The sequence below is a fragment of the Ruegeria sp. CDSB136 genome (assembly GCF_059610965.1).
This window is the reverse complement of sequence record NZ_JBXWOP010000040.1, coordinates 1-13134: the sequence shown is the minus strand read 5'-3', so window position 1 is coordinate 13134 and position 13134 is coordinate 1. Positions and strand designations below refer to the sequence as shown.

The 13134-nt window shown below is 57.6% G+C and carries 10 protein-coding genes; 3 read left to right on the top strand and 7 right to left on the bottom strand.

All coding sequences use genetic code 11. The features are described 5' to 3' along the window. Positions 1-234 precede the first annotated feature (234 nt). A complete protein-coding gene (locus AC2FIR_RS23545; RefSeq protein WP_480496567.1) occupies positions 235-2151 on the top strand; it encodes an adenylate/guanylate cyclase domain-containing protein in 1917 nt (638 codons plus the stop codon). A 1074-nt stretch (positions 2152-3225) separates the two neighbouring features. On the opposite strand, the gene AC2FIR_RS23540 is transcribed toward AC2FIR_RS23545, so the two are convergent. The 5 genes from AC2FIR_RS23540 to AC2FIR_RS23520 form a co-directional block, all read right to left on the bottom strand. Beyond that, positions 3226-3540 carry a permease gene (locus AC2FIR_RS23540; RefSeq protein ID WP_496747844.1) on the bottom strand — a complete coding sequence of 105 codons (315 nt, stop codon included), beginning with the start codon at positions 3538-3540 and terminating at the stop codon, positions 3226-3228. A 249-nt stretch (positions 3541-3789) separates the two neighbouring features. Next, positions 3790-4752, bottom strand: coding sequence for an ABC transporter ATP-binding protein (locus AC2FIR_RS23535; protein ID WP_496763389.1), 963 nt, complete (start codon positions 4750-4752; stop codon positions 3790-3792). Beyond that, a complete protein-coding gene (locus AC2FIR_RS23530; protein WP_496747873.1) occupies positions 4749-6629 on the bottom strand; it encodes a dipeptide/oligopeptide/nickel ABC transporter permease/ATP-binding protein in 1881 nt (626 codons plus the stop codon). Before AC2FIR_RS23530 ends, AC2FIR_RS23535 begins: the two co-directional genes overlap by 4 nt. Continuing rightward, complete coding sequence (locus AC2FIR_RS23525; protein WP_496747848.1) at positions 6629-7576, bottom strand: ABC transporter permease; 948 nt, start codon at positions 7574-7576, stop codon at positions 6629-6631. Before AC2FIR_RS23525 ends, AC2FIR_RS23530 begins: the two co-directional genes overlap by 1 nt. Positions 7577-7643: 67 nt before the next feature. Continuing rightward, positions 7644-9221 (bottom strand): ABC transporter substrate-binding protein, encoded by a 1578-nt coding sequence (locus tag AC2FIR_RS23520; protein WP_496763387.1) that lies wholly within the window; start codon positions 9219-9221, stop codon positions 7644-7646. Between the two features lie 104 nt (positions 9222-9325). Between AC2FIR_RS23520 and AC2FIR_RS23515 the strand changes: the two genes are divergently transcribed. Further along, positions 9326-10015 (top strand): DUF1028 domain-containing protein, encoded by a 690-nt coding sequence (locus AC2FIR_RS23515; protein ID WP_496763385.1) that lies wholly within the window; start codon positions 9326-9328, stop codon positions 10013-10015. Here AC2FIR_RS23515 and AC2FIR_RS23510 read toward each other — a convergent pair. Further along, complete coding sequence (locus AC2FIR_RS23510; protein WP_496763391.1) at positions 9985-10914, bottom strand: glutaminase; 930 nt, start codon at positions 10912-10914, stop codon at positions 9985-9987. The genes AC2FIR_RS23515 and AC2FIR_RS23510 overlap by 31 nt on opposite strands. Beyond that, positions 10914-11627 (bottom strand): FadR/GntR family transcriptional regulator, encoded by a 714-nt coding sequence (locus AC2FIR_RS23505; protein ID WP_496747878.1) that lies wholly within the window; start codon positions 11625-11627, stop codon positions 10914-10916. Before AC2FIR_RS23505 ends, AC2FIR_RS23510 begins: the two co-directional genes overlap by 1 nt. Before the next feature lie 133 nt (positions 11628-11760). Here AC2FIR_RS23505 and AC2FIR_RS23500 point away from each other — a divergent pair, with 133 nt between their 5' ends. After that, positions 11761-13014 carry a M20 family metallo-hydrolase gene (locus tag AC2FIR_RS23500; RefSeq protein WP_496747853.1) on the top strand — a complete coding sequence of 418 codons (1254 nt, stop codon included), beginning with the start codon at positions 11761-11763 and terminating at the stop codon, positions 13012-13014. The last annotated feature ends 120 nt before the right edge of the window (positions 13015-13134 follow it).

The window sequence follows — 13134 nt, the reverse complement described above, 5'->3', positions numbered from 1 at the left end:
ACAAGAAAGGCACTCGCGCTCAGTTCGGTACGCCTCTCTCTGCGCCAGCAACACGTTGTTTTTCAACAATATCGGCGAAGAGCTGACCTCCACTGCGGGTGCAAGCAGGTGATGCCTTCGAGGCGAAGCGGACGTTCAGCCTTGGTTATGAAAGCCAAATTTAACTGGACTACTCAAAGGCCGCGCATTGTCGATATTTCGTGACATCAGTTAGACTGCGAGCAGGAGGGTTCTATGCTGCGCCGACTCGCCGCGATCATGGCTGCCGATGTCGTTGGATATTCGTCGTTGATGGGCAGCGACGAAGCAGGGGTATTGTCCGCTCTCAAAACGCTGCGTTCTGAGATTTTTGATCCCGCAATTGCAAGACATCACGGGCGTCTCGTCAAGTTGATGGGGGACGGTGCTCTTGTCGAATTTGCTTCGGTTGTCGATGCCGTAACTTGTGGCGTCGAAATCCAGCGGACAATGGCTGAGGCTGCTCCGAGCCTCGCCAACGGGTGGCGGTTGCAACTTCGGATCGGAATAAACCTCGGTGATGTCATGATCGCTGATGGGGACCTCTATGGTGACGGGGTGAATGTTGCCTCCCGCATTGAAGGTCTGGCTGACCCAGGCGGTGTCGCAGTTTCTGAGAGTGTCGCGCACCAGGCAATGGGCAAGGTAGATGCCGAATTTGAGGATCTCGGTCTGAAAAACCTGAAGAACATCGCTGAACCGGTTCGGGTTTTCCGCGTAATGCCTGTTAGATCGCCCGCATCCAAACGGCGATCAAACAAGCTTCCATTGATGACCGGTGCATTGGTACTGGTTGGTCTGGGGGCTGTAGGCTTGTTAACATGGTGGATCGGCTTTGATCACGAGCCGCCCGAGGCAATGACCTTTGATGAAGCCGCTCTGTTAACAGAGCCAACAGGTCCGACCGTTGCGGTTCTGCCGTTTCAAAACCTTAGCAATACGGACGCTCGCGATTTATTGGCCGTTGGCATTGGCGAAGACATCATCGTTGAGCTGGGGAGCTACCAGGACCTCAATGTGCTGTCCCGCCAATCCACCCATTCCGTTGGATCGGACGAAAGTAACCCGCGCAGTATCCGGCAGAAATTCGGAGCGGACTATGTGCTGGAAGGTTCGGTTCGGCAGGTTGCAGATCGCCTGCGTGTGACTGCGCGGCTGATTGATACTTCAACGGGCCTTCAGGTCTGGTCGGATGCGTATGACGAAAACCTCACAACCTCCAATATTCTCGACGTTCAGTTGCACATTACGGAAAAGGTCGCCTCTGCCGTGGGTGATGCAGGCGGGGCTATCAAGCGGATTCACGCAGGACACGCGCGCGCGAAACCTCCCGAAAACCTGTCGTCTTACGAATGTTCGCTTTTGCGTGTCGGATTTATGAACCGGCGTGACATGCAAGAGCGTGTTCGCGCCTGTATCGAGCGGGTCGTGGAAGAGGAACCCAATTACTGGCGCGGTTGGGCGCAGTTGTCCGAGGCGCTTCAGACTGACGTCAAGTTTTTCACCGGCTTGTACGAAGGAACGCAGGAAGAAAAAATTGCCCGGGCCGAGGACGCCGCTCGTAAGGCCGTTTCACTCAATCCCTATTCTGCGCGCAGTCATTTTCTGTTGGCGCTTGCCCTGCAGCTTCAACGCAATCTCGACGGGTTTTTCTCATCAGCCGAGACCGCGCTTTCACTGGGGACGGACCGGTATCTGCAGGGGCAGATCGGCTATGAATTCATTTGGTCAGGGCGTTTGGATTTGGGTGCCGCACTTGTTGAAAACGCCATTGCACTTGATCCCAACGCAGCCGACCCAAACTGGTATCAGGCGCTTGCCGAGTATCATTTCTTGAATGGAAATTACGAGACGGCGTTGGAAATCTACCGCAAAGGGGCGCAGCCTGACCTGTGGTGGTCGGTTTCCATCGAGGTCGCGATTATGGCCGAGCTTGGTCCGCACAGTGCCGCTGTTGCGGCGAGAGACCGGCTCTACAGAATCCGGCCAGGCATAAAAATTGCAGACATTGTATGGGTGTATCGGCGCTTTGCGCGACCCGATGAGCTTATTCTTCCTTTTGTTGAAGCTTATCGAACTGTAGGAATGCCGGAAGGACAGTATGCCCCTTTTGATGTGGAGAGCGGGGGTTAACGTACGTAGCCATCGGTATGGAGATGGTGCGGATAAGATTGCTCACAAAGAACTCAGCCTTACTCGGGCACTCCCGCCCTTTGTAGGCTTGCCAGCCAGATCCGCCGGTTTTCGGGATGGTTTTTGATCCTGCGAATTGCCTGCGCATCGCGGAAATTGACAGTTTCGGGTTGATCTCAAGCGCATCTTTGACAGCCTCGGGGACTCAATCCAGAAGTTCAGCGCCGATGGAAAGAGAACTTTCGAGCTGCACAGCTTTGAACCGTCTACCGGTCTCTGAGTTTCGGTTTCAAACTGGTTCTGACTCTGGACCTGCCATTTTCCCTCAGTCAGAAAAATGGCAGGCACAAATACAGCGGCCCTTTTCTGCATGCGCGGTGAATGTCCGCAATGCGGGCCGCTGCAACATTGTGGGCGGGTGCCAAATGGCTCTTTCGGACCGTACTAACCGTAACCAATGGCGGTATCAGGTGGTTCGCTCCCGTTCGTGCGTCGCGCAGCATTGGTCAAGATGGGCTCATAGCTGGCCTCGGGCGCAACGCAGCATCAGGGCAATAGAAACAACTTCCACCGGCGAGAACGGCCCAAAGCCGACCTCCAATCGTTGATCGCGTCGCTGCAGTGCGGCCCGTCCGAGCCGCCGTTCGCTGCAGGTGCGAAATCCGAAGGTCGTCGAACTAGCAATCCGCAGGACAAATCTGACTTAGATTAGTCGGTCGATCTCCTGACGCTAGTTTTGTCATTTGAAAACCAAAAGCATTCACTCGCTCAATAGTTTGAAGATAGTCGGGTTAGGGCTTGCCCCCAACGGCCCAATACTCCTTATCATGCTCCTGATATCCAGCCCCCTTCATCGCTGTCATAACTGCATACCCTCACAACAGTGATTACGAAGAGTGCCATGAGGATTGCTCTGGCAGTTGGGGTTTGGAGCAAGTATTTCATTGTTCTATTTTAGTGTTGCATGATTGACCTGGCAAAGAAGTCCCGCGCCTTTTCATTGCGCCCGCCAGTAGAGCCGAACTAGACTTTGTTGCAGTTCTCTGAACGTCTGCATCCCGTTAACGCTGAATCTCAGACGATCCACCCAAAGACATACCCCGCCCCGAGCGACACCAGAACAGCAAGCAGCAGATAGAGCATGAATGGTTGCAATTTGAGCACCGGTGCGATGGCCATAGCTCCCCAGATGCTGACCGCGCCGCCCGAAACAAGAAACGCCATCGCTGCCCCTTCGGACATGACGTTGTCGATCAACCCCCGTGTCAGCGGAAGCGCAGCGTATCCGTCGATATAGGCCGGGGCACCGACGAAGACAGCGGCGGGGATGGCCCACCATTTGTCTTCGCCAACATATGCTGCCAGTGCACCCGGTGTAAGCGCCGGCATACTCCGCCGCAAATGCCGGGATCAGGCAAATCAGGATAAGCCGCGCGGTTGCCCTAGCCTGCTTGCCGAAAGAATGACGTCGCGCCTCAGACCGCCATACCCACGGATCAAAGGGCTGATCTTCACCGCATCGTGCAGCACATAGCTGGCGCGCCAGGCCATTGTCCCGAAGCCGCCATTCGCCGCTTACGCAGCTTATTTTGCAAGATGCCAGGCGACGATCATGGCTTGGTTATCGAAAACTAGTGTTCAAACATCAGCAAGCGGATGAAAACAAGCAACTTTGGCTCCGCCTTCGGCGTCTTCCAAGGTAGGCACCTGAGATCGGCAGCGATCGGTTGCGTATGGGCACCGCGCCGCGAAGGCGCATCCGGGTGGTGGGTCTAGCGGGTTCGGGAGTTCTGTCCCTTTCGCCTCCGGCGCAGTCAATGCGCGACCGACCACCGGCGCGCTGTCGGCGAGAAGTTTGGTGTAAGGATGGCGCGGGTTGGCAAAGACCACCTCGGCGGGGCCAAGTTCCACAACCGATCCGAAGTATAGCACCGCGATCCGGTCGCTTACCGCTTCGACAACCGCTAGGTCATGGCTGATGAACAGGTAGGTAAGATCGAACTCTTTCCTCAGATCGGCGAGTAGGTTCAAAACCTGTGCCTGCACCGAAACATCAAGCGCCGAAACCGGTTCATCGAGGATAAGAATCCGAGCATTTGCCGCCAGGGCACGCGCGATCCCGATCCGCTGAGCCTGTCCGCCTGAGAACTCGTGTGGGTAACGTTCGAGGAACTCCTTTCGCAGGTTCACGCTCGCGAAGATCTCGGCGATCCGCTTGTCACGCTCGGGTTTCGCCATGCCATGAAGCAGCTTAAGCGGCGCTTCCATGATCTGGCGGATCGTTTTTCTTGGATTGAGCGAGGAAATCGGATCCTGGAACACGTACTGTATACGTTTACCGAAATCCGCCGGGTCCGCATTGTTGAGTGCTGCGCCTTCAATCTGGATCGTGCCAGTGGTCGGCGGCAGGAGGCCGACGAGCATTCGCGCAAGCGTAGACTTTCCACAGCCCGACTCGCCAACAATGCCGAGGGTTTCGTTTTTCGTGACCGAAAGTGTGATGGGGTGCACCGCCTTCACCCAGCCGGACGCTGCACCAAAAAGGCTCCGACCTACGGGGAACGTTTTTGACAGGTTGTCGAGCGTCAGTGCATCGCTCATTCCGCGGCCTCCTTAAACGGCGTTTCGGGGAAGAGGCATCGTACGGCACGTGTGCCGTCGCGCTCTAACGGCACGTCGCCTTGGCGACACGCATCCTTTACGTTGTGGCAGCGGTCAGCAAAGGCACAGCCGGCAGGTAAATTGTCGACCACAGGCGGTAGGCCCGGAATGGCTTCGAGCCGTCGTTTCCCTTCGCCGAGTTCGGGAACGCAAGCCATCAGGCGCGCGGTGTAGGGATGGCGGGGATTGTCGAGGATATCGGTGGTTTGGCCTTCCTCGACGATGCGGCCTGCGTACATGACGGCGACACGGTCGCAGAGTTGCGCTACGACTCCAAAGTCATGGGTGATAAAGACGATGGCAAGCCCGCGAGATTTTCTGAGGTCATCGAGAAGAGCAAGGATTTGCGCCTGTACAGTCACATCGAGTGCGGTTGTCGGCTCGTCGGCGATGATGACATCGGGATCATTGGCCAGCGCCATGGCGATCCCGACACGCTGCCTCATGCCACCGGACATTTCATGCGGGTAATCGCTGATCCGCTTCTCGGCGTTTGGAATACGCACCGCTTCGAGCAATTCAATTGCCTTCGCGCGGCCTTCCTCTTTGCCGATCTGCCGATGCGAACGGATCGCTTCGACAAGCTGTTCTCCGACACGGTAAAGCGGGTGAAGTGTGGCCAACGGGTCTTGGAAGATGTAGGCGACGTTGCGCCCGCGCATATCGCGGAGTTGTTTGTAGGGCGCGCCGATAAGATCATTGCCCTCATACCGGACCGCGCCGCCGATGATAACCCCTGGCGGCGAAGCGACGAGGCCCATGACGGAAAGGGCGGTGACGGATTTGCCGGACCCAGACTCGCCGATGATGCCGAGGCATTCGCCCTCTTCGACATGCAGCGAGACGCCGCCGACAGCACGATAGACGCGGTGCTTTACGTGGAACTGCGTTTGCAACTCCTGCACTTCGAGCAGCCCCTTATCTTCGGATGCAGGGGCGGGTGCATCGCGCTTTACCATCGTCGCTGCCATAGGCCGCGACAGCGCGCCAGATTTCAGGCGCGGATCGAGCGCGTCGCGGACGCCGTCGCCAAGCAGGTTGATCGACATCACGATGATCAGGATCATGATCCCCGGCACAATCGACGTGTGCGGGTTCGCAATCAGCGCCGAGCGCGCTTCGCCAAGCATTGAGCCGAGATCAGCCTGCGGTGGCTGCGACCCGAGGCCGAGAAATGACAGGCCCGCCGTCTCCAGGATCATCCAGCCGATGGTTGTCGACATCGCGATGATGATGACCGGAATGACGTTGGGAAGAACTTCGGTCAGGATGATCCGGGCGTTCGACATACCCGAAAGCCGCGCGGCGTCGACGAATTCTTTATGTGCGATGCCGACGGTGATACCGCGAATGTTGCGGGCAAAGAACGGCACGTTCACCGCAGCCACGGCAATCAGCGCGTTGAACAGGCCCGGTCCGAGGGCTGCGACGATGGCGAGCGCGAGCAGGATATAGGGAAACGCCATCAGCATATCGACGCCGCGCATGATGATGTTGTCCGTTCGGCCACCATAGAATCCTGCGACGATTCCGATGGCGGCCCCAACGGTCGCAGCGATGATTGCCGCGGCGAAACCAACAGCGAGTGAAAGCTGCGTGCCCCAGAGGAGCCGCGACAGGAGATCGCGCCCGAGGTGATCGGTGCCAAGGAGCGCGCCGTCGGAGAACGGCGGCTTGAAACGGTTGCCGGTGTCCGTCACATCCGGGTCGGCCAGCGGCAGTAGAGGTGTCAGCAGAACCAGTAGGACCACCAGCGACAGAACGATCCCACCCGACATGGCAAGCCGGTTCCGCGCGAGCAGGCCGAGGAACGCCATCATGTCTTGATCCTCGGATCAAGCAGGCTTTGGGCGACATCGACGGCGATGTTAAAAAGCACGTAGCAGGCTGCCACGAAGACTACCCCGCCCTGAACTAACAGGATGTCACGTTTGAGGATGGCATCGACCAGCATGCGACCCACGCCGGGCCACTGGAAAACGATTTCTATGTAGACTGCGCCGGATAGGACAAAGCCTGCTTGAATGCCCAGCACCGGGATGATCGAGACCATCGCGGCCTTGAGCGCATGACGCCAGATTACGCCGCCTTCGGCCACGCCCTTGGCCCGAGCGGTACGGATGAAGTCCTGTCGCAAGACCTCCAACATTGCTGACCTGGCCAGACGGGCAATAACGCCGGTGGCAACGACTGCGAGCGCGATGGCGGGAAGCGTAAGGTGCGAAATGAGGGCTGCAAAGTTTCGCTCACCATATATTGGCCACATGCCCGACACAGGGAACCACCTGAGGTTCACGGCGAAGAACAGGATCATCATCATCCCAAGGAAAAACGACGGGATCGAAATGCCCAAAAGCACCACGAAGGTAATGCCTTTGTCCGCCCAGCCATACTGGTTGGCCGCCGAAATGACACCCGCGGCGACCCCGAAAATCGAGCAAAGCACAAATGCGGTTCCGGCTAGGACCAACGTTGCGTTAAACCGCTCCAGCACCTCGTCGATGACCGGCCGGTTGAGCGCGAACGAGGTGCCAAAGTCGCCGGTCACCATGTTACCGAGCCAGATGAAATACTGTTGCACCAGAGGCTTATCAAGGCCGAGATCGCGGTTCAGTTTTTCGACGTTGTCGGGCGTGGCATAGCTTCCCAGGATAGCCGTCGCCGGATCACCTGGGATCAACGCCATGATGAGAAAAACGATAATCGTTATACCAAACAGCACAGGGATCGCTGAAATCAGTCGTTTCAGAATGTAGCCCGCCATCAATCACCCCGAGTGCTTTAGGAGAAATGTGGAGGGGCAAACTCGCATGTTTGCCCCCCAGGGAGGATCAGTCTTTTGTCACGTCGTCGAGAAGTAGGAAGAACGATGGCTGAAGCGCAAAGTCTTCGACTCGATCGCTTGTGACAGCGTTCTGTTTCCAGTTCGCAACAAAGACCCAAGGCGCATCTTCCTGAACGATGGTTTGCATCTCTTTGTAGAGAGCTGCGCGTTTGTCCTGATCAGTAGCAGCGCGGGCCGCTTCGAGCAATTCGTCGACCTTCGGGTTGGAATAGTAGCCCGAGTTGAACCCGCCTTCTTCTGGCCAGGCCGAGGTGCGAAGTGCCAGGAATGGCAGCGTATCCGGGTCGTTCGTCATCCAAGCCATCTGCGCCATGTCAGCTTTGCCTTCGAGGCCAGGGTTCACGTTCCCGAGGAAGGTATTCCACTCGTAGGTCTCGATCTTTACATCGAATCCCACGGCTTCCAGGTCGGCCTGCATCGCGGTTCCCATGGCCACCGGATCAAGCATACCCGAGCCGCCTTCGGTTACGTAGAAAGTTAGCTCAGCGCCTTCGACACCGGCTTCGGCGATAAGTTCGCGCGCCTTGTCGGGGTCATATGGGTACGGCTCCAGATCGGGGTTGTAAGCCCACGCGAACGCCGGCGGTGTAGGACCGGCCGCAACATCAGCCGTGCCTTCCAGAACGTCGTTGACGATGGCTTCCTTGTTTATCGCGTAATTCGCGGCCTGACGCGCGCGGACGTCGGCAAACGGTCCTTCTTTCGCGTTCAGGATCAGGAACCAGACGTGCGGTCCAGCCTGTTCATGAACGGTGTATTGAGCGCCTTCGAACTGGCTCAGCGCGACTGGCGGAACCTCGACCATCAGGTCAATGCCGCCTGCCAGCATCTCTGCTGTCCGCGTGTTGGCATCCGTGATCGGGCGGAAGACGACCGCTTGAAGCGAGGGTGCGCCGTCCCAATAATCGGGGTTCCCTTCAATCACCACCGCCTCATTGGCGCGCCATTCGGCGAAGGTGAACGGACCCGTTCCCGAGGGATTGCGCCCAAAATCGGCGCCGTGCTGTTCCACGGCAGCGGGCGAAACGATCAAACCGGTCGGGTAGGCCAGGTTTGACAGGAATGGCGCATATGGAGCGTTCAGTTTGAATTTCACCGTGAGGTCGTCGACCACCTCGACGTTTTCGACAGCCGAGAAGAAGAACGCCAGCGGGAACGGGCCGGTGTCGTGATACGGATGGCTTTCGTCCAGCATACGGTCGAAGTTGAACTTCACCGCTTCAGCGTTGAAAGGGCTACCGTCATGAAAGGTCACGCCCTCGCGCAGGTTGAAGGTGTACTCCGTGCCGTCTTCGGAAATCGCCCAATCCGTCGCAAGCGCGGGCTCAACTTCAAGCGTGCCATCCTTGTAGCGGACAAGTCCGTCGTAGACATTCATCAGTATCCGGAAATCATTGACCGCGGTGACCGCCGCCGGATCGAGCGCTTTTGGTTCCGCGATCTGCCCGACAATAAGGACGCCGGGCGGCGTTTGGGCTGTGGCGCCACTGACCGCTCCGAGGGCCAGCGCTATCGCCGCACCCGAAGCCAGCAGTGTCCGCCTTGTGAAAGAAAAGAGCGACATTGGCTTTACCTCCGTTGTGATGTTCTTAGATTATTTTTCATGATAAATTGCATCAGGCCAAATTTTCATGATAAATTCAAGCCCACTCGCAAGGAGGTGCCCAAGTGACGATCTCAATCCTGGCTTTTGACAAAGAAACAGGCAGTTACGGGGGTGCAGCAACTACGGGAAGCCTCTGCGTAGGGGGGTGGGTGCTCCGCGGAGACGCCGAATCAGGCCTCTCAGCATCGCAGGGATCATTGCCTTCGACGATGTGGGGGACAGACACTCTCGCCGCCATGCGGGCCGGGAAGAGCGCCAAGGATGCGGTCTTGGGCGTCGTAAACGCCGACGCGGGGCGAGCGCAGAGGCAACTCGCGGCGCTCGATCTGAATGGTGAAGTTTTCGCCTTCACCGGCGAAGACAGCATCCCTGCGGCGAGAAGCCGTTCTGGATCGAACGTTATTGTTGCGGGAAATCTTCTGAAAAGTGATGACGTGATCGACGCTTGTTTCGACGGTTTTCTTGCCTCCAAGGGCTCTTTTGCCGAACGACTGTTGGCCGCGCTCGACGCCGCTTCACTAGAAGGCGGTGACAGTCGGGGGTTGCTGTCCGCCGCTTTGCTGATCGTCAACCGCAGCGCAGCACCGCTGACACTACGTGTCGACAAGTCCGCCACACCGCTATCTGACCTGCGCGCCCTTCACCAGGCCGCAACGTCCGGCATATACGCGGACTGGGCTATGCTCGTCCCAACGCTTGACGACCCCGAACGCGCAGAGCCTTACCTTGAAAAGGCGGACCAGCCCGTCTGATCCGCAAGATACTCGGCCAGCCGCGTACCGACCTTCGAATTGCCGTAACGATCCAAACCGGGCGACCAGACGGCAATCGACGCCCGCCCAGGCGCGACAATCAGGATTCCACCACCTACGCCGCTTTTGCCCGGCAGACTGACACGAAACGCAAATTCCCCCGAACCATCGTAATGGCCGCACGTCATCATGAGCGCACAAATCCGGCGCGCACGCTTTTCTGAAATAAGCCCCGCGGCATCGGGGAACTGCGCCAAAATCGAGCCCGCACGGGCGAGTTGCACGCAGCTCATCTCGATCGCACATTGGTGACAGTAGGTGCCAAAAACCCGCTCAGGCGTATTCGACAGATTTCCATGCGATTTCAAGAAATGAGCGAGCGCTAGGTTCCGATGCCCTGAGGCCTTTTCCGACTCCGCCACACGCTTGTTGATGTGTATGTCATCGTCGTGCGCCGCTGCGCGCACAAAACGAACAAGCTCGGCGAGGGCATCTTTAGGCTCTCGCCCACCAATCATAGCGTCCGTAGTGACAAGCGCTCCCGCGTTGATGAACGGGTTGCGTGGACGCCCCTCCTCTCGTTCCAGCAACACCACGCTGTCAAAAGCTGTGCCAGAGGGCTCGCGCCCTACGCGCAACCAAAGATCATCGCCGACCCGGCCCAGAACCGCAGCCAGTGCAAATACCTTTGAGACACTCTGGATAGAGAAAGGCGTTTCGGCTTGCCCGGCCCGCACTACCGCACCGTCAGGCAGAGCGATCGCGACCCCAACCTGATCAGGCGCGATCGAGGCCAACTCGGGGATGTAGGTCGCAACCCGCCCCCAATCGGCCTTTTCAATTGCTTCTGCGACCCCTTGCTCGGCAATCTGCTGTAAACCGGCAAACGTGGTGGAAATCACTCCGCGATGAACCGCTTCATAACGACGGCCTCCTGATCTTCCATTAGGCGGCGGGCGAGTTTCATGTGCTCCAGCATGATGTCCCTCGCGCGGTCAGGGTCGTCTTTTCGCAACGCCTCGATCAGCGCGATCTGGTGGTCTCGGCCTTCGCGCCAAAGCTTGTGGTTCGGCTTGGAATAAAGGCGCTTGTAGACCGTCAACTGGGTTAGAATCTCTGCAAGAAACCCAATCATGAACCCAAGGATCGGGTTCTCGGCATATTCCGCCAGCTTGGCATGAAAAAGAAGTGAGTCGACATGCTGAGCGCGCTCTTCTTCGGCTGATTCCGCAGGGGTATCGTAGCGCATCGTGATTGCGCGAAGCTCCTGAAGCTGATGCTCTGACAACCGCCCAGCGAGCGACGCAGCGTTCTCCGGTTCAAGAGCCACGCGCACTTGATAGATGTCGTCAATGGAGACGTTCTTGAAATAGAAGAAGTTAGCAAGCAGCGCGTGCGCGCGTTCTGTAGTCACTTCGCCGACAAAACTGCCGCCGCCAGGGCCCGTCTTCGTGGCGACAAGACCTTGCGCTTGCAACAGTCGCATGGCCTCGCGGATTGTCCCTTTGGACATCTGAAACCGTTCGATGAGTTCAGGCTCGCTGGGCAAGCGATCTCCCGGCTGAAGTCCCTGCTCAACCACCCACGACTTGATTTCTTCGGCGACCTGAATGGGGCGCGATCTCTTCCGTTTCGTCTGTGTTTTCTGCGAAGCCAAGGCGCTCCTCACGTTTTTAGTAGCGTAACGGCGTGATCGCCGTTAAACCATGGAATCAATTTATCATGATAAATTCAAGGAAAATATCATGGATGGTGACATCGCCGCCCAGCGTCTCTCGGCCATTTCCAAACATAGCTCAACTGAGGAAGGCGTTACGCGCCTGCCCTGGACGCCCGAGCATAAGGCCGCGCTGGACGAGATAAAGGGTTGGATGAAGGATGCCGGGCTGTCCACCGAACTGGATGCCGCAGGTACACTCGTTGGGCGGTCACCAAATGCGACAGGCAAGCCGGTCATCCTAATGGGCTCGCATCAAGACAGTGTTCCCAATGGCGGTCAGTTTGACGGGATCATGGGGATCGCCCTCGGCTGTCTTGTGGCAAAACGCTTCGAGGGCCTATGGGACGCGCTTCCCGTCGGAATCGAAGTCCTTGCCTTTGCTGACGAAGAAGGTGTTCGATTTCCGACTGCTCTGATCGGTCCGCGAGCGCTGGCCGGTACACTGGACTCAACTGTATTCGAATTGGCCGATCGGCAAGGCATCATGATGGGTGAAGCCATGCGCGCTTTCGGGGCCGACCCGAAGCAGGCGTTGACGATTAAGCGCAATCCCAAGTCAATTGTGGGGTATCTCGAAGCACATATCGAGCAGGGCCCGGTTCTTGAAGACGCAAATGTCCCAATCGGGATTGTCACGGCCATATGCGGCATTGCCCGCTATAACGTTACGGTCACTGGAAAAACCGGTCACGCGGGAACTGTCCCAATGGCGGGCCGCCGTGACGCGCTTGTCGGTGCTGCCCACCTGATTAGCAAAATCAACACACGCGCGACGGTGCTGAAAAATCTCAGGGCAACCGTCGGCACGCTATCGATTAGTCCCGGTGCAGTGAACGCAGTGCCGGGAATTGTCGAGTTCACCCTTGAAGTGCGCGCCGAAGAAGACACGTGTCGCGATCATTTCGCAGATGAAGTGGAAACGTTCGCAGATGACTGGTGCAGCACAACAGGTCTCCAGTTTTCGATCACGCGCACTTACGAACAGCGCGCTGTCCCAAGCGACGACGAGCTCGTGACGACGCTTTCGGAAGCGGCCGAGGACACGGGCCACGCTGCCCTGCGTTTGATGTCAGGTGCTACCCACGATGCGTCCGCGATGGCCGATATCTGTCCGATTGCAATGCTCTTCATTCCCTGCCGCGCGGGTGTAAGCCATCGCCCTGATGAATACGCCGATGCCTACAGCATGAACGCTGCCGTGGATGTTCTCGAACAAACCGTCAAACGACTTGCGACCAGATACGCAGATAGACTCGAACGGCCCACCAAAAAATCTTGATGACGGCTTTCTCGGCGATCCCAAACTCTCGGAGGGGAATTCTACCGACATTCCCCAAGTGGCCTGGGTTCTGACGTTAAGGTCGCCTGACTGCGCCACCTGATCAAGCGTTTTTCCGCC

What these genes read in the sequence shown, in the direction of transcription:
- AC2FIR_RS23540 (WP_496747844.1), bottom strand. Translation starts at nt 3,540, where the DNA reads ATGCCGGCGCTTACACCGGGTGCACTGGCAGCATATGTTGGCGAAGAC.
- AC2FIR_RS23535 (WP_496763389.1), bottom strand. Translation starts at nt 4,752, where the DNA reads ATGAGCGATGCACTGACGCTCGACAACCTGTCAAAAACGTTCCCCGTA.
- AC2FIR_RS23500 (WP_496747853.1), top strand. Translation starts at nt 11,761, where the DNA reads ATGGATGGTGACATCGCCGCCCAGCGTCTCTCGGCCATTTCCAAACAT.
- AC2FIR_RS23530 (WP_496747873.1), bottom strand. Translation starts at nt 6,629, where the DNA reads ATGGCGTTCCTCGGCCTGCTCGCGCGGAACCGGCTTGCCATGTCGGGT.
- AC2FIR_RS23545 (WP_480496567.1), top strand. Translation starts at nt 235, where the DNA reads ATGCTGCGCCGACTCGCCGCGATCATGGCTGCCGATGTCGTTGGATAT.
- AC2FIR_RS23520 (WP_496763387.1), bottom strand. Translation starts at nt 9,221, where the DNA reads ATGTCGCTCTTTTCTTTCACAAGGCGGACACTGCTGGCTTCGGGTGCG.
- AC2FIR_RS23525 (WP_496747848.1), bottom strand. Translation starts at nt 7,576, where the DNA reads ATGGCGGGCTACATTCTGAAACGACTGATTTCAGCGATCCCTGTGCTG.